16 protein-coding genes are annotated in these 20,971 nt (G+C 39.1%); 8 read left to right on the forward strand and 8 right to left on the reverse strand.

Features of this window, described 5'->3' with window-relative positions; translation table 11 throughout:
- Positions 1 to 3 precede the first annotated feature (3 nt).
- Both OCV27_RS15535 and OCV27_RS15540 read left to right on the forward strand, forming a co-directional pair.
- Complete coding sequence (locus OCV27_RS15535) at positions 4 to 1,029, forward strand: ShlB/FhaC/HecB family hemolysin secretion/activation protein (protein WP_125322923.1); 1,026 nt, start codon at positions 4 to 6, stop codon at positions 1,027 to 1,029.
- 55 nt (positions 1,030 to 1,084) lie between these two features.
- Positions 1,085 to 1,675, forward strand: a complete 591-nt coding sequence (locus OCV27_RS15540; RefSeq protein WP_337969485.1) for a ShlB/FhaC/HecB family hemolysin secretion/activation protein — start codon at positions 1,085 to 1,087, stop codon at positions 1,673 to 1,675.
- A gap of 96 nt (positions 1,676 to 1,771) precedes the next feature.
- On the opposite strand, the gene OCV27_RS15545 is transcribed toward OCV27_RS15540, so the two are convergent.
- Positions 1,772 to 2,032, reverse strand: coding sequence for a DUF5062 family protein (locus tag OCV27_RS15545; RefSeq protein WP_125322921.1), 261 nt, complete (start codon positions 2,030 to 2,032; stop codon positions 1,772 to 1,774).
- Positions 2,033 to 2,278: 246 nt separating this feature from the next.
- On the opposite strand from OCV27_RS15545, the gene OCV27_RS15550 reads away from it, so the two are divergent.
- The 3 genes from OCV27_RS15550 (at position 2,279) to OCV27_RS15560 (ending at position 6,423) form a co-directional block, all read left to right on the forward strand.
- Entirely contained in the window at positions 2,279 to 2,701 is a 423-nt protein-coding gene (locus OCV27_RS15550; protein WP_125322920.1) for a hypothetical protein, read from the forward strand.
- A gap of 106 nt (positions 2,702 to 2,807) precedes the next feature.
- Entirely contained in the window at positions 2,808 to 3,671 is an 864-nt protein-coding gene (locus tag OCV27_RS15555) for an AraC family transcriptional regulator (protein ID WP_125322919.1), read from the forward strand.
- Between the two features lie 349 nt (positions 3,672 to 4,020).
- Entirely contained in the window at positions 4,021 to 6,423 is a 2,403-nt protein-coding gene (locus OCV27_RS15560) for a hypothetical protein (protein WP_125322918.1), read from the forward strand.
- A 71-nt stretch (positions 6,424 to 6,494) separates the two neighbouring features.
- Here the strand turns inward: OCV27_RS15560 and OCV27_RS15565 are convergent, their stop codons facing one another.
- Together OCV27_RS15565 and OCV27_RS15570 are read right to left on the reverse strand one after the other, a co-directional pair.
- Entirely contained in the window at positions 6,495 to 8,612 is a 2,118-nt protein-coding gene (locus tag OCV27_RS15565) for a hypothetical protein (protein WP_125322917.1), read from the reverse strand.
- Positions 8,612 to 10,231: a M91 family zinc metallopeptidase gene (locus tag OCV27_RS15570; protein WP_125322916.1), complete on the reverse strand. Its 1,620-nt coding sequence runs from the start codon at positions 10,229 to 10,231 to the stop codon at positions 8,612 to 8,614. Before OCV27_RS15570 ends, OCV27_RS15565 begins: the two co-directional genes overlap by 1 nt.
- A gap of 396 nt (positions 10,232 to 10,627) precedes the next feature.
- Between OCV27_RS15570 and OCV27_RS15575 the strand changes: the two genes are divergently transcribed.
- A complete protein-coding gene (locus OCV27_RS15575; protein WP_125323277.1) occupies positions 10,628 to 11,389 on the forward strand; it encodes a YdcF family protein in 762 nt (253 codons plus the stop codon).
- Between the two features lie 56 nt (positions 11,390 to 11,445).
- Here the strand turns inward: OCV27_RS15575 and OCV27_RS15580 are convergent, their stop codons facing one another.
- Positions 11,446 to 13,203 (reverse strand): ABC transporter transmembrane domain-containing protein, encoded by a 1,758-nt coding sequence (locus tag OCV27_RS15580; protein ID WP_245986875.1) that lies wholly within the window; start codon positions 13,201 to 13,203, stop codon positions 11,446 to 11,448.
- Positions 13,204 to 13,650: 447 nt separating this feature from the next.
- Here OCV27_RS15580 and OCV27_RS15585 point away from each other — a divergent pair, with 447 nt between their 5' ends.
- The gene (locus tag OCV27_RS15585) at positions 13,651 to 14,655 is read left to right on the forward strand and encodes a Gfo/Idh/MocA family protein (protein WP_125323275.1); all 1,005 of its coding nucleotides are present in this window, start codon (positions 13,651 to 13,653) and stop codon (positions 14,653 to 14,655) included.
- 102 nt (positions 14,656 to 14,757) lie between these two features.
- Here the strand turns inward: OCV27_RS15585 and OCV27_RS15590 are convergent, their stop codons facing one another.
- The 3 genes from OCV27_RS15590 to OCV27_RS15600 all read right to left on the reverse strand — a co-directional run bounded on the left by OCV27_RS15590 (position 14,758) and on the right by OCV27_RS15600 (position 17,266).
- The gene (locus tag OCV27_RS15590; protein ID WP_125323274.1) at positions 14,758 to 15,351 is read right to left on the reverse strand and encodes a cysteine dioxygenase; all 594 of its coding nucleotides are present in this window, start codon (positions 15,349 to 15,351) and stop codon (positions 14,758 to 14,760) included.
- A gap of 190 nt (positions 15,352 to 15,541) precedes the next feature.
- Positions 15,542 to 16,459, reverse strand: coding sequence for a LysR family transcriptional regulator (locus OCV27_RS15595; RefSeq protein WP_125323273.1), 918 nt, complete (start codon positions 16,457 to 16,459; stop codon positions 15,542 to 15,544).
- Between the two features lie 204 nt (positions 16,460 to 16,663).
- Positions 16,664 to 17,266 carry a nitroreductase family protein gene (locus tag OCV27_RS15600; RefSeq protein WP_125323272.1) on the reverse strand — a complete coding sequence of 201 codons (603 nt, stop codon included), beginning with the start codon at positions 17,264 to 17,266 and terminating at the stop codon, positions 16,664 to 16,666.
- A 932-nt stretch (positions 17,267 to 18,198) separates the two neighbouring features.
- Between OCV27_RS15600 and OCV27_RS15605 the strand changes: the two genes are divergently transcribed.
- Positions 18,199 to 18,912, forward strand: coding sequence for an SDR family NAD(P)-dependent oxidoreductase (locus tag OCV27_RS15605; protein ID WP_125322133.1), 714 nt, complete (start codon positions 18,199 to 18,201; stop codon positions 18,910 to 18,912).
- Positions 18,913 to 18,965: 53 nt separating this feature from the next.
- Here the strand turns inward: OCV27_RS15605 and OCV27_RS15610 are convergent, their stop codons facing one another.
- Positions 18,966 to 20,669, reverse strand: a complete 1,704-nt coding sequence (locus tag OCV27_RS15610; RefSeq protein ID WP_125322132.1) for a S8 family peptidase — start codon at positions 20,667 to 20,669, stop codon at positions 18,966 to 18,968.
- Between the last annotated feature and the right edge of the window lie 302 nt (positions 20,670 to 20,971).

Below are 20,971 nucleotides of genomic sequence, written 5' to 3' on the forward strand. Positions count from 1 at the left end.
GATTTGTATCAAATAAACTCACTTTATCGCCTCACAATTATTAGCCTTGTAAGCATTATTACGGCTGCAGTAGAAGCACAACAAAAGCCTGATTCTGGTCACACAGTCCAAGAGCTCAACAAATCATCCTTTTTTCCCAAAGCGACCCCAATGCAATCACTTACAGAGCCTGCCGCACAAGAAAATGTCAAACCAGGTGGTGCAACAGTGCAGATACTAACTATTATGTTGAACGGTAATTCAATTTTTTCAGATGAAACATTATTATCACTTCTAGATACTACGGCGAGAACGTTAGATTTTTCTGGTATACGGAGTCTTGCCAATACAATTACAGCCTTCTATCACAAACACGACTACCCTTTCACCCGTGCAATTATGCCTGCTCAAACCTTAACGGACGGCAAACTTCAAATAGCAATTATTGAGGGCCGCTATGGTGACATATCTATATCAAATGACGAACTCAACGCAGATTATTTAGAAACTGCCCAGCAATACCTGTCTTTACTAAAAGCAGGGAATATAATAAAAGGTTCCGAGCTTGAAAATATCTGCCTTATTCTTGACGATCAACCAGGTTATAAGGTCACACCCGTGATACGCCCTGGTAAAAGTATCGGCTTAGGCGATCTTATCATCAATATGAGCCCTGACACTCATTATGGGGGAAGTGTACGTTTAGACAACCATGGAAATCGTTATACAGGTAGCGGTCGCATTGAGGTAAAAGGTTATTTAAATAGTCCTTTAACTTTTGGAGATAAGTTCGACACGACAATAATCTATACAGAAGAAAACATGTGGTTTGGCTCATTAGCATATAGCCTACCACTTCTTCATTCAGGGCTACGTGGTAATATGGGATTTCAGCATACTGATTATCAATTGGGTAAAGAGTTTAGTAGCCTTGATGCCCATGGTACCGCGGATATAATAAGTGCTGGATTAAGCTATCCTCTAATTCGCTCCCAACAAAAAAAATCTATCCTTTTTCACTACCTACCAGCGAAAATGGCTAGTAGATGAACAAAGAATCACCTCTACCAAAGCGAAAAAATCAAGCGACACTATCACAACAGCACTGAACTTTGATTATAGAGATACCTTCTGGGGTGGAGGAGTAACATACGGATCGTTATCTTGGGCCCATGGCTTTCTTGATCTGGATGACAATCTATACGCAGTTGACAATTTGACAGCCCATACTCAAGGTGTGTTTGATAAAATTAATTTGGATGTTAGACGTATACAAGCTCTACCAGCCAAAAAACTCAGTCTCTATGTTCGCATAGTAGGGCAGAAAACCTTTGAAAACCTAGACTCTTCGGAAGATTTTGGTCTGGGCGGACCAAATGGTGTACGAGCTTATCCAGTTGGTGAATCTTATGGTGATGAAGGCATTTTCGGGCAAGTAGAACTACGTCATACCTACAACAATAACATTAATCCATATATCTTTTACGATTATGGGCATATCAAAACTAATCACACTTCATGGACAACACAAGATAACGACCGAAGCATAGGTGGCATCGGATTTGGCCTACAAGCCACATACAAAAGCCTAAATATAGATACCGCAGCAGCATGGCGAACAGTTGGAGGTCTTCCACAATCAGACAGCCGTATTACTACACCCACATTGTGGTTAAATATTTCCTATAACTTCTGAACCCACTCAAAATTAAAAATCTAGCTATCTGTATTTTCACGCTTTAACTGCCATGCAGAGCGAACCGTAGGTTCGCCTTAACTACAGTAGTAAAAACTATTTCAATGGATCATCGTCAGGTAATACACTATGGATCCAAAGTGCAAGTCTGTGCTTGATGCTAGTACCATCGAGCTTGCTATCGGGTAGTGGCGTAATCTGTTTGGCATCAACCAAAAATAGATAGATGGCTTTAACTTTTAAAGGCTGTGGTGATTGCGGTAAGTCGAAGCCTTGCATATTGGCCATTTTCCCACCAATTTCCAACGCTTTTTTTACTAATTTGTCTTCGTTATGAAGCTTTGATTTTTTTGACATAGAGAAAACCTCTTTAAACAATTGCACTTAGATTAACATCAAACCAGAAAAAACGCGTGCTAACAGACTCTCATAATCGTTAGGCTAGTCACACCAATACTCGGCAAGCCTAATTTATCGTTGTCGTTTTAATGCTAACATCTCATTCACCATTATCGATATGGCATAGCTATCAACAACTTATTGCAATGCACATCCTCGATTTCAACATTCTGAACATAACATAGGGCACATGGAGTACATATATTGAGAGATACTATATTAAAGAATATTCGCCAGCGTTTTGAATCCCTTCTGGACCTCATAGAATCACTTGAACCTTCTCTACTTACTTCACAACTCGATATAGCTAAAAGTAAATCTGTTGGTGAACATATGTGGTGCATTGTCGGCGCAAGAGAAAGCTATTCACGAGCCCTAAGCTTAGGAAAATGGGATGGCTTTACTTGTTCATTAGAAGAGACAGATAGCCCATCAAGCATTATTTCTAAACTGCACTCTTCAACAGATAAATTCAATCATGAAGTCAACAAGGTTCATGACTGGACACCAGAAAGAAACGAATTGCTCGTCCATTTACTTGAGCATGAAGCCATACATGAAGGCCAGCTAATCAGACACATATATGCACTTAAACAAAAGTTACCCAATTCTATCAAGTGGGCATAAGTGCCCACGAGTCATCCCACCAATTCTATTAAGCAATCTCAATCAAGCAACCAGAAATCATCTTAATTACTATTAATGCGACTTCTGAATTGGGAATAAGCAAAGAATGACAACGACCAAACGCCATGAACTTCAAATCAAAAAAGTATGCGATTTTATTGATCATCATCTAGATGATGAGTTCACACTAGAGCAACTCAGCACACTGGCAGCAAGCTCCAAATACCATTTTCATCGGATATTCAAGTCGTCTGTGGGAAAAAGTGCAACCCAATATGTATTATTGGCTCGTATGAAGAGAGCGTCGTTTCGTTTAGCATTCGAATATGAAGTAAGTATTACGGATATTGCATTTGAAGCGCACTTTGAAAGTCTAGAGGCATTTTCTCGCGCTTTTTCGCGAATATTTGGTCAGTCCCCCTCTCAATTCAGAAATCAACCTGAGTGGCGTTGTTGGCACTCACGGTATGACTATCATCCCCCAAAAGTTGGAGATAAAGTAATGGATGTGAACATCATTGATTTCAAACAAACCCAAGTTGCTTTAATTGAGCATATCGGCTCTGAAAAGCTGATTTACGAAACTGTCTCAACGTTTATACAGTGGCGAAAATCGACAGGATTATCGCCAATAAAAACACATGACACATTCGGTATCCCTCACTCTGACCCAAGTATCACACCAGATGAAGAGTTCCAGTTTGATATTTGCGGCTCCTATCAGGGTGAGGTTCCAAAAAATGAATATGGGGTAAAATCTGGGGTAATTCCTAGTGGTAGATGCGCGGTTGTAATTCACAAGGGAAGCTATAGCCGTATGAATGAAACGATAGAATACCTATATCAAAAGTGGCTTCCTCAAAGCGAAGCCAGTTTACGGGATTTTCCTTGCTTTTTTCGGTATATAAACTTTAGCCATCAAGTGGATGAGTGTGACCTACTCACTGAAGTTTATCTACCTCTCCGGTAAAAATCTGGCTTCAAACTCTGAGAGTCGAACTAATTAATAAAACTTAGGCTTCACTGGAGTCTAAGTTTTATTAGAGTACTCAGCCTTATGATCCATAGCAACACGACCTTGATGAAAACGAAATTTACAAACCCTGCAGCAACTTTACTACCTACCTCTAAAAACAGTAACTCACACTGTTCATAAAATATGCTATAGAAGTAACGTTTAGGTTATTAATTGTTACAAGCTTGTGATCCTTTGCCATAATTTAAAAGAGTGAGGTTTGCACAAAGCAAATCTATAGCGTACAAAAATTATACATACGCCAGTAAGTTCATAAAAGCGCAATATTAGGAGTTTACCTTACATGCTAACTACTTATGAACCGATTTTTAAGATGCAAAAAATTGATATTAATTGTCCAACTATTCGTTCTATTAGCGAATATGTACAATCATATAAGCTGCCAAATTTAGCTCAGTCTATCGCACGCATTACGCATAGAAAAAACGACGCTAATAAAATCAAACTAGCCGAGTTAAAAAGAGACATTTCACGTCATGTAAGTAGTCTTAAACTGGGCCAAGAAGGTAAGCGTATAGTTATTAGTGATGACATCAGTTTAAAAGAGGCCCGCTTTATAGAGAAAGAGCTCGGGCGCTTAAATCAAATAGAAAAGTTAGAAACAGAGCATGAGTTACGAGCTGAACGATACATGCAAGATACAGCTTATCTCAGCAAAGTGGGCGCAAGGCAACAAACCACAACAGGCCTAAATATCACTGGTAATATTGATGCAAGCGGTGCAAAAGTACTAAGTAAAACATTTGGTATCGAGTCGGGTAAACGCTTTGACAACAATGACGAAGGCTCGGTGCGAATCAATAGCGTTAGGCGCGTTATGGCAAGGTTATGGACAGGGCTTTCTTTTAAAATAAGTGAGCATTTTGAACTGGGGGCTGGAGCTCAAACCCAATTATCTACAACTCAAACTAAATATAAAAAGTTCACCAATCACAAAGAACTCGGTCAATACCTTGCCCAAAAATCGTCGTCTAAGCTGACACAACAAAAGCAAAAAGCACTAAATGCCAAAACCACTATAGCCCCTGTACTTTCTGAGCATGTTGCCAGCATAAGCGACAAAAAATTTGACCAGATGTATCAGTCAATGCGACCTGAGCAAAGTAAAACCTACAAGCATGGCATCAAAAATAGACAAACTTCTGCTGCTGAAGTCAGTGCAACAGCAAAGTTTAGTGTCAGCCCACGTTATACACTAGGTGCTCAGGCAGCGCTGCAAACGTCCAAAAGCAAAGAAAAAACTGTAGAAACTGTGTATGAAGATCTTACCCAATATATTAAAAATCCAGAGGATATGATTAGCCTTGCACCTTTTCTTAACGCATTTGTACCAAGTATTGACAAGCCTAAAGAGTGGATAGCATTTTCTGAGCAGTTAGAAAAAGACATTATTGAATATTCTGAAACCGTCAAAAAGCACGATCATATAAAATCAGCAAACCAATGGAACGCCTCTCATGAATGCAATAAACATAGGTTAGAAGATAAATACGGCAATATTGGCCGTCATCAACAATTACAGTTCTTCTATTTGTGCCATGCATGGCTTAATGCCTCAGCTAAAGAGCTTAGCCCATCTGCAAATCAAGCAGAAAATGGCTTTACAAACATGGCCGATCGTATCCATCAGACACTGAAAAATATTGACTTTAAATATTCAGTTACTCGACTCAACCACCTCACTAAAGTTCGACAACATGTTATGGAGAGCAAGAAGGATGTCAACCAAACTGCTACCGTACAAGTAGGGCCTATTACCCTTACTATTCATGAGCGCGAGCGACATTTTATCCATCCTAGTAGGGTTCGATGCGGAGAGTATCGAGATGTGAATATAACACTCTCGGCTCACACGAATTTAACAGAACTACTCCAACTTCCCAAGTTGCAAAAACAACTGTCTGAAGCACTAGTGAGTAATCAACTGGACTCCATTATCAATGTAGGAACCTTATTACAACTCGACTTGACAGGGTTGGTAACCATACAGAAGCGTTGGTTCAAACCCGACGCAAAACAGCTAGTATTTAATGGCCAAGAACAACGCCAATTTACCCGTTATTACACGGGAAGCGATATAGTGACAAGTACTACCGGCAGCATTCAAACTGGTTCAGGTTTTTCACTCGATGCAAATTTACGCTACCAACAGCGCCAGCAACAGGTGGTAGGTGAAGATATCGACTCTAACGACCTTATATACAGCTTAGTCAGATTCAATAAGCTGTATAAAGATGCGGGTAAAGATCTTTCATCGCAGGAGAATCCTTGGGCACAATTTATTCAGTCACACAAAAGCAGTTATCAGGAGATGTTTTTCAAGCTGGCAGATCCCGAGAGTGCTTTACACCATCAAGCCCAAACTTTGCTAAAAGAAGCACAAAAGGAAGCTAGGGCATTAATTACAGAAGCTGAGTTTTTCGAACAGATGCAAGCTTACAGAAAAGCAATAGAAGCATCTGAAGACAATAATTCTGCAGAAAGCTTTGCCAATGCGCTTCTAGTATTCAACCAGTTACTCATAAGCCAATTTGTAAAAACAGAGAAGTTACATAAGGAAACATGGGCTAAAAAGCCCTTTAAAGCTGAGCGTTCAAAAGCTCTCAGCAATAAGAGTAAAATTGCTAAAGCATTGCATTTGCAGAGAAAAGTTCCTAAAAACAAACAAACAAACTCATCTCACTAATACTCAATGGGCTGCGCAGTATTTTAGCCAGCAGCCTAAATTCTTCTAATCTAGCATATGAACCCTAAAGACTAGCTTTGACTCGCAGCTATTAAAGCTTCATTTTCTATCACCTGTGACCATATATCAGTGAACAGCAGGTGATCAAATGGGCGCCAGCGCATAGATGGAATATTTAATACCGCATAGAGCTGAGCACTAACATCATGCCAATACTTATCACTGAGATAAACGTCTCGACTTACAGACTCGGTGAGATAAGTTCGATGACCTTGCCCCATTTGTAAAAACCAGTCAACGCGGAAACGTTGATTATAAAGAGGCAAAATTTGTGCCCAAGATTGAGATGATAAGTACCAGTATGGCTTACTTAGGTAGGCGTTAAACATAGGCCCATAAACAGATTCAGGCCAAATTACCTGCTGCCAAGACACAGGCAGAAAGTGCAACCTTTGCTGTTGGCGTAGCTCATACTGAAAACGAAAAACAAAATCACCAAGCATCACCCACGCTTTATGCGAATCCATGGTAGAAATGGTTTCTCGCATCGACCGATATATATATGGTAAAGCTTGCTGCGCAGTTAATGTTTCTGGAATATTTTCAAGCACATCAATAAGCAATGGCATGTCTTTTTCTATCACTTGCAGCGATGGGTTACCTAAATAAGGTAAGGCATAAAAATGATACTCATTTCTATGTTGCCACTGAGTCCACAAGTTGATGTAGGGCTCATCCAATTCAGCCTCAGACCAAGCATGCTGATAATGCTGCGAGAGGTATTGTTGTGTATTGAGTGTGAGCAGAGGCTGATTCAATCTAGTGAGTAGAGGATCTTTTGTTTCATCAAACAACACTTCTCGTCCCTCATACACAGTACAGCTATAGAGACCACACACCAATTCACCTTCATCAACTAAAAAACGTCCTGTTTCAAGTTCACGCTCAGTTGCGGGACGCTGCATAATCTGTACTGAAAAGTTGTTGATTGCAATATCTCTCGCTCGTTGGTAAAGGTTTTGCTGATAACGAATAAGATCGTCACTAGAAATAACAGATTCAATTGCTGCATCAATCGCAGTTTTCTGTATATCAATGGTAGTCTGTCGCCAACTTGAAATATGCTCAATAGCTTGGTCTACCATTTGTTGTTTGTAAGAAAAAAAGTCACTTCTAGCCGCCTCATTTAAATGACTTCTTCCGACACCAATTACCATTAAATTAGCTATCAAAGCTTGGTAGCTACATTCTCTAAGACTCTGGCGCTCCCTAACACTGATATTTTCACTCGCTTGTAATTTATCCTCCAGCAATTCTCGTTGATTAATACAAGCTCTATTACCAAAAGGATGGGTCAAGTGCTCGGTCGAATTATAGCGATTGAGCATAAGGTGCACATACTCTGAATCCATTTGTGCGAAAGTTTCATCGAGCACCTTTTCGATCTCAAGAACTTTTGCACTAAACGTCGCATCGTAATGCAGCATATGGACACTAATGATCCTTTTAGCCAGCTCGTTAGTGTGGTTTTTCAGCTGTTGATACTGTTGATCGATATGAACCGCTGTCGCTCTATTGATTATGGCTTCAGGGTTATTATTCGCGTAGGTATAGTGACCCAATTGGGCAAATTGCTCAATGCGCTTTTGGGGGCTATCCATATGAGATAAGGTATCGTAGTAGCTGACTGCAAAGCCTATAAAGGGTATTGGATCTAATGTCACTGCAAGCCTGTCCAAAGCTGTCGCTGAATCATCCCACATCGTTCTGACCAATCTATCGTACCAAGGGATCAAAGTAATAACATCTAGCCCTGCGGATAAACCTTCTGCAACACCATACAACAATTGCCGACTCAGAGTACGTTGCGCAAGACGTTGAAACTGATTTTTTCTTGAGCTAGATGCTGTGCCAGGTGCTTGAGTATTCTCTCTGACCGTCAATGCTAAGCCAGACCATGCTCGATGTCCTGAAAGAATATTATCCTGTGGAAAAACTAAGCTTGGGATTTGTTCAATGGCAGATAGAGACTGCGCATTTTGCAAGCTAGATGAGAATTCCGTGTCAAGTCGAGAGAGCCAAACCTCTTCCTGCTCAAGCTGGCTGTTGAGTATATCGCACCACTGTTCAGCTTGAGCTTGAAACAAGACAAGAGAGAGTAAACACACAAAATGGCATCTATCCCTCATTATAAACTCCAGCATTTTTTAAGTCGAGGGAGCGGTTTTTCGGGGATCAGAGTGACATCTTGTTGTAATGCAAGGTCAGCCCACTCTTGTTTTAATTGAAAAGGGTGAATTCGAGCGTGTGAAGTAAGCTCTCCGGTATGGTTGACCATAAGTGATGTCCCCTGCCCAGAAATATACTGAGCTAACCTAATTGCGTTCACCTCGTTATTGGGGGCAAACAAAGCGACATGAATGGCTTGCCGAAGACTCACAACTCCTTCTCCTGTCAATTCACTTGTGCCCATTGAGACAAATTTCACCTCAATACTTGAGTTATTCGTTGCACTGGCAATCGCCTTTAGCTGTAATTCACGAATAAACCTTTTTTTACCATAAGAAAGACGTCTAAATTCATCCCCCTCAAGAACGACAATATCGCTGTCTGTTGCAAGCGCGATATCAATAATATTCTTAGCATCTCGGTTGATTTTGGGACTCTTATTGTGGTCTGAGAATACACTTGAGCTCACAACAACCAGTGGATTTTCAGAATTATCTAAATAAGATGTCGTTGTATGGGTACGTTCGGCCAAAGCACTGACTTTTCCGGGACGGCGACGAAGCATAGACGTACTTCTACTACCTAGACTAGACGTACTTCTACTACCTAGACTAGGCGAATCTACATGCTGGTAAGGAAGCATACGACTTGGCCAGTACATATCTCGAGTAGGCGCACCTAATTCCTTGGCTAAATGGTATTCAGTAACCGGCTTTTCCTTTTTTAGCAAAGCAAGATTGGTTTTGACTTCTTTATATTCGGCCCGCGATACATTGCCTTGCTTTTTGGCTTGATGCCAAAGGTCACCATAACTTTCTCGGCGTTCGATAGAACGTTGACGAGTAATGGTAAGTTTCTTTATCTCTGTAGTTGATTCCTTATTACGATAAGCAATACCTGTCGCTTCAAATTCTTTGCGAGCAAGCTGAAACTCAACACGATCACCTTGCCTAAAAATCATTCCTTGTTCATCGACTCCATCAACAGGCGCGATATGTGACACGGTACGCAGGCCTGTAGGTAACCCACCTGAAAGATAATCTCGAGCATGAACCAATTCATGGCCTAAAGCGACAGATGGTTTAATCGTTTCTCTCGTTCCTGGAATCACGACTTCTGTATTCGGATTGAAATAAATACGTGCAGGCACACCAAGGCCATTTGATTGATGACTAATATATGACAATTCTGTAACTAAAGGTTCAGTGACAAAGTTTTTGTTGCCGGTTGCCTCATTTATAACGACATGGATTTTCTTTAATACATTTTCGGGTGCAGAAGATTTTGAGAAAGGCAAGGCTCTAGATTGGCCGGGTAATGGTAATGGGTGATAATGTGATACTTGATGTAAAATCGCCCTACCACTTGGCGTACTTTTAATCTGATCTAATAAATTCGTTATATTCTTAATATAATCTTGAGATGTACTTTGTACATAGATCCCTTTTTCAATCTTAAATAGATATCCCTTGGGATCGCCAATATCAATAATAGTTTTACCATCGGCGGGACCATAGTATAGAGCTCCCACTGCGTGGGTTGTATAAATATATAGTAATATCCCCAATAGCCTTTTCATCTTTTATCTCTTGTTATTATTCTCTGAATACCACAAAAAATTAGATTTCATTACGACATTTTTTATTACAAAAAGAAGGATGGCTGCATCTCAATAAATCCAATTTAAATGCGTATTCATTCACATGAAATCAAACATGACCAGTCTGCTATATCATGACCATATGAAAACTGATTTAGATCAATTAAGAATGAAAATTACGATATAACTATCTGAGTTATATTTATTTTTATAGCAATTTTTTTCATAGACTCACAAGTCTGAACAATAAAACCACACTGAACTGTGCATGATTTTATTATTTATTTTTATGTCATCATCAAAAGACATATCTATTGCTTCTAGCTCCAGTCACGTATACTGTCAGTAAGATTATTATTTAGTTGAAGGATAGTTATGAGTTTTCTTGCACTTCTTTTATTGCTGCTCTTTGCTGTTGCAGCCAAGGCATTCAAATGGAAAAAGACCCTTTACATTTCATTATCAATATTTTTTACTTTGTTCACACTCATAGGTACAGGGGTTGTTCCCAGTTATTTACTAGATAATTTGCAAACTCAATATCAAGTAAAAAAAGAGGTTCCGTGGTCATCTAACAATGCCATTGTTTTGCTTGGTGCTGGCACACAATTGATACAAACAGATGGAAGTTTTGAACCAACATTTTTCTCTTATGGACGTATACATGAAACCGCAACTCAGTATTACAGTTGTGTTAAACAAGACTCAATATGTAAAATTATCATTAGCGGAGGAGACGCCCAAAACAATGGGGTAACTGAAGCTGACATATATCAAAAAGAACTACTAAGACTCAATGTTCCTAAACAAGACATTATTTTGGAGGCTGACAGTGTCAATACGTGGCAAAATGCTCAGTTTACTTCGGTACTTCTTAATCAACAGCAAGCTGAGACTATAGTACTTGTCTCTTCCGGCTTGCATATGCAACGCAGCCAGCTCTACTTTAAGCATTTCGGTATTAAGACGGTTCCCGTACGAGCTGATTATATGGATGCGAGAATTTCAACCATGCCCCTGTGGTACAATTTCGCGGTGACTGATTTCGCACTACACGAATATGCAGGCATTCTACGCTACTATGTATATAACTTTATGGATTGGAATGCGACACAAGAACAGCCGGGTGATGTTTAAAGTATAAATTGGTAAATAGCGAGCCAGTACAGCTCGCTTTCTTATAGAATTTTCGCCTACCCATTCATTGGAGTAAACTGTAAAGCCACCAGTCGCTGATACAACTCACAGCGCGTCAACAATTGCTTATGATCACCAGTATCGACCAAATGCCCGTGCTCTAAAACAGCGATCTGATCTGCATGTTGAATAGTAGATAATCGGTGAGCAATAATGACTGTCGTCCGATTACGCATCAATGCATCAAGTGCTTGCTGGACATGATACTCACTTTCGCTATCAAGTGCGCTCGTCGCTTCATCAAGTAATAAGATATCTGGATCTTTAAGAATCGCTCTTGCAATAGCAATGCGCTGGCGCTGCCCACCAGAAAGCCGAACCCCTCTCTCACCAAGAAAACTACTGTAGCCTTGAGGTAGTTTAAGGATAAAGTCGTGTGCATGAGCCTTTTTGGCTGCAGCAATAACTTCTTCGTCTGTTGCATCAGGTTTACCATAACGAATATTGTAAAGTACATCACGGCTAAACAGTACTGGCTGCTGTGGAACAAGCGCCATTTTTCCACGTAAAGCACTTGGATCTAAATCACGAACATCCGCTCCGCCCAGTGTAACTGTTCCTTCTTGCGGATCATAGAATCTTTGCAATAGATCAAATAGTGTCGTTTTCCCAGCACCTGAATGCCCGACAAGAGCGACTACTTGACCTTTTTTGACCGTCAATGTGAATTTATCGATTGCGGGTTGATCGAGGCGCGAGGGGTAGAAAAACGTCACGTCATCAAACCTAAGCTCATTAGATAAGGAATCGACATTGAGCGAAGACGAACTGGGCGGAGTAATATGGTTTTCTACCTCTAAAATCTCAATCAACCTTTCAATAGCGCCAGCAGCTCTTTGAAGCTCTCCCATCACCTCAGATATTGTTGCTAAGGATGAAGCAACCATAATGGAATAAAAAACAAACGCCCCCAAGTCGCCACCAGATATAGTACCATTGATAACGTCACTGCCACCAACCCAAAGCATGCCTGCAATCGCACTGAACACGATTAAAATAACACCAGAAATGAGACTTGCTCTTTGCTTAACCCTTCGAAAACCAATATCAAAGGCTTTTTCAACTTCAACTGAAAAAGCATCAATTTCCAAAGCTTGCCGACTGTAGCTTTGAACGGTTTTAATTTGCTCAATCGCTTCACCCGCATAACTTCCAACATCTGCCACCGAGTCTTGGCTTTGACGAGAAAGTTTTCTAACCTGTCGCCCATAAATCAAGATGGGAAGTATGACTACAGGAACCGATACTAATACAATAAGGGTAAGCTTAATATTTGTCGCAAAAAGCATAATGATAGCGCCGAAGCACATTAACGCGCTGCGCATCGCCATAGATAATGATGACCCGATAATACTTTGTAGCAACGTAGTATCTGTGGTAATTCTAGCCATAATGTCACCACTTCCGTTGGTTTCAAAGTAGCTGGGGTGCAAAGTAATGACATGATTAAAAACAGCAAGACGAAGATCAGCGCTGACCCTCTCCCCGACACTAGACACTAAATAAAAACGAAAAAATGTGCCTATAGAAATCATAATAGTGACAACTAAAATAAAGCCAATAGCACGATTAAGAGCCTCTCCAGACTGCTGCGCAAAACCTTGGTCAATCAACAAACGAAGACCCTGACCAACAGATAAAGTAAGGCATGCCGTTAGTACCAAAGCAAACAGGGCCGCAAATATTTTCCATCGATAAGGGTGAATAAACCGAATCAATTCACCTAACACATGTATAGATCGACGATTGGTCATGAGTGTATTTTCCCGAGAGGGATGAGAATTATCTATGTCATGCTGCTTAGCGCCACGCATAATACCGCCTAGTGAATTGAAATTTGGATTGGGCTGGTTAAGGTTTTGAATATCCGAGTATTGCTAATTATAAGCATGAAAACGAAAATGAGGCTAACGCTAACTATCCGAATGATATAAAACTTTATTTTTTATATCAAAAAGTAAAACGTAGCTTTACGCAACAGCTTTGCAAACCACGTTGAAAGATGATTTTTACCTACTACTTAGTAGGATAAGTTAGTACTCGTGTGAAAATCAATTTTACTCATAAGGCTCGATCACCTATTAATTTTCATTAACCTGCAAACTATACTAGCTAGGTTTATGGACACTATAATTATTGACCTTAGTATAACTTGCCATTTAGTATCATTGCTCACCTAAACGCCTGAATAAGGAAAGAGAATGGTAGAGCAGCGTGTTCGCTGGGCCATCGCAGGGCTTGGAAAAATCGCCCACCGATTTGCCAACGATCTAACAAAACATGTCCCAAATGGGTACTTATATGCAATCGCTTCACGAAGTGAAAAGCGTACTGAGTCATTTGCCAATCAATATGAGGTGGAAAACACCTATTCATCGTATCAGGAGCTAGCAAATGATCCAGATGTTGATGTGGTATACATAGCTACTATCCATCCTTTTCACTACGATATGGCCAAGTTATTTTTAAATGCTGGTAAGCATATTTTGGTAGAAAAGCCGGCTTTCACGGAGTTAAGTCATTGGGATGAAATGCATCAGCTAGCTTCTGAAAAAGGTGTACTTCTATTGGAAGCTATGAAATCGGTTACTTTTCCGGCTTATCAGAGTTTGCGCCAATTTATTAAGCAAAACAAAATCAAAATCACTTCAATTGAGGCAGCTTTTGGTAACTGGCATTCGTTCGGTATTGAGCAGCAAATATTCAACCCCGAGTTATGTGGCGGAGCTACTCTGGATGTGGGCGTATACCCACTTTGGCTATACGCGGACTTATCTCATCTTACTGGCTCTAACATTTCTCTTCCGAAAGTCACTTACTGGCAAGACAATCCAAATTCAGAGGTAGATGAAACCGCCGAGTTCATTTTCGAACAAGGTATCAATGGGAACATCAAAGCCTCCATTACTCAGAACTTAGCACGCCACGCAATTATACAAGGCCCTGAGATCAAAATTATTATTCATGATAAGTGGTGGAATCCAATCAAAATAGACGTGATCTATAAGGGACAACATACTGTCATATCTCAATCACCAATGGGAGGTGGCTTTGAATATGAAGCAACTCATGTCTCTGAGCTAATTATTCAAGGTAATGTTAGCTCACCGATACTCAGAGCAGATACGAGCCGAAAAGTCATCGCCATTATGGAACAGAGCTTAAAAGAACAAGGGTTTTCTCGACTCTTAAAGAAAAATAATTAAAATATCTAAAGGGGCGACCTAGCCTCTTCTACATTCTTATCTGATTGATTCCTTTTAAGCCGTATAACTAAGTGACTCAACCAATAGTGCAACGACAAGTAGTTAAATTTCGTAGAACCAAGTATCTTGCTGTAAATCTAGAAGTTCAGGCTGACCTTTTTCGAGCTGGTATAAATGGAACTGACTCAAAGGTGGTGAATATACATGCAAGGTGACAAGAGGTTTACCATCTGCCTGCAAATTAGAAATCTGATGAATATCATTGTCTCGACTTACGGTTACGCTCCCCTTTGGATAATGCGATGACTGAGAAGCATAAATATAGCCATTCGGCGCAGTCTCAAACAAGGTTTCAGTTGCTTCCCCCTGCAATACACGTACACCACAAGCAGTATTCAAATGGTCATGAATCTTGCTTCGCTGACCATTAAGCCAACTTAATATCAAAATTTCACAGTGTTTATTTTTAAATAAACGCTTCCGACAATAATTATCTTGATCAAAACTCACCAACGATTTTATCTCTTCATCTGTAAGATCTACGTGTTCTAATATGAAGCGAATTGTTGCCAGTGATAGAGGCTTATTCGCCAACTGGATTTGCTCTATGAATGCCTGAAAATTGAGCCTAAAATCACTATCAAACAATACAGCAAGTGCTGGTACCTGATCGGTAATCGTTATTGGATGTCCCAAATTACCCTCCTTATCTTGGTAGCTATGTTAAAGTAATGTAACTACATGATGATTCAGTAGACACTTACATGCATTAAAAGTGTCATAAATCAGTTCCGAATAAAGAGCTAGATCACGCTAAAATTGCAATTAATCTTTAGACCAAATTTCACTCAATAACAAAATGGCATCAGCTCATACAATCTTACTATTAACTCTGATCGGTCCTCGTAGCAAGAGAGCGATAAATCATTTTCCTTAACCAAATATGAGCAGGATCAGTTGACCTTCTTTTGTGCCAAATAACATCAAAGTTAAAGGAATCAATATGAAATGGTGGCCTAAAGGTGACCAGATCTGGTTGCTTTTCAAATGCATTCAAAGCTCGTTTTGCTACTGTTAGTATTAGGTCCGTTCCTCTCACTAAATCACCAGCAATCCCCCAATGAGGAAGAACCATACTAATATTTCGTTTATGTCCAATTTTACTAAGTGAGCTATCAATTTCATTATCGCTCCCCTCTTTAAGTGCAACGAGAAGGTGAAAACGAGATAACCAAGCTGATAAACTCAGATAACCACACTCTGGGATCGTCGACTTATCAGCGACACAAATAAACTCCTCTTGAAAAAGTGTTTCGGTTTGTAGTTCAGCACCGATATCAGGGAAAACACCAAATGCTAAATCAGATTCACCATCTATTACACTTGCTATCATAGCGTCTCTGCTACCTTGTCTAACCACAAATTTTATATTCGGGGCAATTGCACGAATCTGAGACAATAAATTAGGCAGAACTACTTTCGCACCATAGTCTGACATAGCAATCCGGAATGTACGATTAGCTATTTTTGGAGAAAACTCTAATGGTGCAAACAAAGTTGTCAACTGAGCTAGCGCCTCCTCTAGTGGTTGTAAAAGCTCTTCGGCTTTCGATGTTAATTCCAGCTTACCTGACCGGCGGATCAACAATGGATCATCAAATGTTTTTCGTAGATAAGCCAAAGAATGGCTTACAGCGGGTTGGCTTTTACTCAGCCGAATTGCAGCACGAGAAATATGCTTTTCAGACAATAACGCCTGTAAGGTCACTAAATGATTAAGATCAACTCGTCTTAGGTAGTTCATATTATGGCTTGTGAACGGCATTTTTACTTAACTCATTGTACAATATAAAAAATTCAACTAATTTTCAATTCACCTAGAACCATATGAGTTGTAGTTTGGACGCACTCCAAAATATTTATTAGCGCATGTTTTTCCAAGCAAACTGATTGGACGATGGAACTGGATATACAAAATGTTCAAAATGTACTGATGGCCTTGAGCGCCCTACTCAAAAATAATGCAGCGCTCTTCATCAGTAATAAATGTTTTATCTTCCGGATCCTTTTCTATGGTGCCAAATGGTAGCTGGGCTATCAGTTTCCAGTTGCTAGGAATCCGCCATTCTTGTGAGACACCCTCATCAATTATTGGATTGTAGTGTTGTATAGATGCCCCTATATTTTCTGCCGCCAACGCAGTCCAAACCGATAACTGTGCCATTCCATTAGCTTGCTCGGACCAGTTTTTAAAATTTTCAGCATACAAAGGGTAGATTTGTTCCAGTTTTTTAATCACTGAAGTATCTTCAAAAAAGAGTACAGTCCCAAACCCAGAAGAACAACAAGCATCAATTTTAGATAAACTCGTATCTAAAGCATCAAACGTTAGTAATTTACTCAGTTCATGTTTTACTAATGCCCAAAGTTTACAGTGGTGGTTACCAAACAATATCACAACACGTGTACTCTGGGAGTTAAACGCAGAAGGCGATAACTTTACCGCCTTGTTTACTAGATCGGAGATATGCTTCTTAGGCTGGGTAACACTGTCGCCTAAACAATATATAGTGCGTCTCCTTTCTAGGTTTAGCAAAAATGAATTTTTCATCAGCTTTCCCATTTTTATATTCTATTAATGATATCTACTTTTCTTTCTCTAAAGGGTAAGTATTTACTTTTATTACTCAGAAAACTTGAAAATCATTACTGCATCAATACCCACAACCACAAATGGAAATATAAAATAAGGATTTAAGACTCATTTTATTTGTAAACAAAATAATAATTAATGAAACTAAAAATAAAATATAAATATAATCAATAATTCATAAGGCCTATGCGACTATGTAGGAAAATCAATGATCTTAGCTTAGTTAAAGAGCTATTCATTGCCAACTTGTCATAAATAGCTTCTATCGATAGCAAGTGGATTATGATAATTAAATTTCTTTTTGGCATCTTATTTTTTGTGATCCTATGTTCTTGTTCATTTTCACATAATTTTCATTCTGAATGAAATTCGTATGACGAATGAAATTCACAAAAAAGATCATGTGTATTCACATAATGAATATTTACCAAAAAAATCAACAGGTTTGTCTCAGCATAACCTCTGAAGCATTTCTTAGTCAACCTATTCAATACTATAACCATTGCATATATTTTTCATTTAACAAGTTTAATTAATCTTTATTGTTAAATTAACATATAAAATATTTTAAAAATTTCATAGTATCACCATTTAATCCGTTAAATTAATTATAGTACCGATGGACTAATTAAGATAATAAAAAAATTATTATTAAATATAATTATCAGTCTAATTAAAATTTTATTATTTAATTGTAGAACAAAAGTAATACCTATGTTACCGAGCAATAAATCATAATATCTGATAGGACCTCTTATATATCTCTTACACCTTTTAGAAAAAACCTGTAACTTATAGGTGTACTATAACTAGTTACTACTTATTTAAAGCTGGAAACCTTACCCAGCCGTTAACTAACATAGAATCTTAAGATTCAGAGGGTATACACTATGGCTAAAACCGCATTAATCACTGGTGCAAGTAGAGGGATCGGAAAGGCAATATCTCACTACTTTGCTCAACAAGGGTATCATTTAGTGCTAATTGCCAATAGCCTAAACAACCTAAACAAACTCAGGTCTGAAATAAATCGAGAGTTTCCAGATCTATCAATACAGGTATACAGTATTGACTTCTCATACCCTGAACTTTTAGAGTCCTCACTACTACCAATTTTAGAAAATATTAATAACATAGATGTATTAGTTAACAGCGCTGGCATACTTAAAGCTGGTAACATTGGACTATCTTTCACCCAACTCACAGAGTTGATCAATATTAACCTGACTTCAACAATGGTGATATGTAATGTTGTAGCGCAAAAAATGCAGCAACAAAAATTTGGTGAAATATATAATCTAGGATCGACTGCTGGACTATCTCCTGTAGCAAAAATTGCAGCTTATTCAGCCACGAAATCAGCCATAGTCAGTTATAGCCAATCGCTTTATCAAGAGCTCCTACCATACAACATAAAGGTATGTTGCTTATGTCCAAGCGTCGTTGATACCGATATGACAGATGATGGACGAATCGATAATCAACTTAAAATTGAAACCAAAGATATCACCAAAGCAATAGATTTTGTTCGCAGCTTATCTTCTGGCTCAGCTATGTCGGTTATTCCAATACGATGTAAAATCATTGATTTAGAAAATAGTTAAAATAAGAAGGGGGCTACATAACGTAGCCCCCCTTCACTTCATAAACAACAAAATTAACGGCTTTGCAGCTCAGCAAAAATAGCTTCTGCGTCAACAACGCCTCCAGAGATAGACAAAGTGGTAAATGGAACTAAATCTTCTGGTGATGTAGGGTTTTTGACCAATAGCTCTGGATAAATACGAGCTTTGTTCATTAACAGATCTTTAAGCTCAACAGCTGACAGATCAGGGTAATGTGACCATACCATTGCAGCCACTCCAGAAACCACTGGTGCTGCCATACTAGTACCACTATATGCAGAGTATGTATTATTTGGCGTAGATGATAAAACACGGTAGCCAGGAGCAAATACATCTACCGTTTCCTGACCATAATTACTAAAACTCGCAACGAGAGAATCATCAGCATATTTCGCAGAAGCACCTACATCCATCCAAGTTGAAATAGGCTTGGACCATTGGTGTTTTGCAAAGCGGTTAGGGAAGCTTGGTTTGATATCATTATCATTGCGGCTATTGCCTGCAGAGTGCACGATAAGCGCACCTTTCCTTGCTGCATAACGGAATGCATGATCAACAATAAACTTACGCGGTGAATAGCTCTTACCAAAGCTCATATTGATAATTTTTGCGCCATTATCTACCGCGTAACGCACCGCATTGGCAATATCTTTATCTCTTTCATCACCATTTGGTACCATGCGAACAGCCATGATCTGAGCATGCTCAGCCAAGCCATCAATACCAATACCGTTGCGGCGTTCAGCTGCAATGATACCGGATACGTGTGTACCATGTGATCCTACTGGGCCTTTAACATCATTATTCCCATAACCCTTCTCCCAAGCATTATCGATATCATCCATTACAATATCTTGACGAGTGTCTAACTCTAAATTGTAATGATAATCGAGAGCAGTCTGATAACGATTTTTACGCGACTCCAAATAGTCAAATGAATACCATGATGCAAATACTGCTAAAATACCTTTTGTAGCTTCGACTACCTCTGGATTTGAATGCGATAACAATATTTGTAAACCATCCACTGTAAAGTCTTTATGTTCGATCAACTCAAGGATATCCCCTTTGAACTGATTCGCCTGCTCGAAAGCAAGAGTAACTTTCTCAAGCAAGCTTTGATTCTTTGCTACAGACCTAAGGTAATCGGCCTCAACACCTTTATAATATTCAAGCTCTTTGGGTGCAATCCACTCTTGCTCATTGACCATTCCAAGATACTTTTTGTATTCACGAGTTACTTCCAAAGTATCCTGATCAACATTTAGTCCTAGTGAATTACCCAAAAAATTCCAACCGTGGATATCATCAATGTAGCCGTTTCCGTCATCATCGATACCATTACCTGGGATTTCGTCTTTATTGGTCCAAAGCTTATTTTTTAAATCCTCATGCTCAATATCAACACCAGAATCAAGAACTGCAACAATGATTGGTTGAGGTTTAAGTGGTGGGAGCATAGATTCATACACATAATCAGCACCAACGCCTTGCAGATTTGAGTAGTTAGCAGACATATTGAACCAATCACCTCGTTGTTCAGAGGGTGGGATAAACATGTTTATTGAAAACAAAGCTGCAGGTTTAGCGAGTTGTGGTGAATAGTCTTCAATAATATTACCTTTTACATCTGTAATAAAAGGTAAGTTAGCCGGAGCTGGTTCAACACTAGCTGAAACTGACGCAGAAGCCATAATTGCAACGGCAAGCGTAGAAAGCTTATATCCATTTTTCATCTTAATTACATCCTATTTAATTATGCGCTCAAAAAGCGCACAAAAGATAAGGTGCAAAACTTAGAAAATCATTCATATCGTCAATTAAATGATATTAAGATCTCACTATTGGTAACACTTATTCCCTAAAGTTTGAGATAACTCCTATTGACTAAACTAACACTTTCATAACATTTAACCCACATAAAAAGACTTATCTATATACAGCATACCATCTGGACAAATATGCTGTTTTGGCCATCAAAGATAGCGGAAAGCAACTGTAAAACATCACAAAATCGTATTTTAAACTTGAAGAATAT

Source organism: Vibrio pectenicida (assembly GCA_024347015.1).
GTDB classification, from domain to species: Bacteria; Pseudomonadota; Gammaproteobacteria; order Enterobacterales; family Vibrionaceae; genus Vibrio; species Vibrio pectenicida.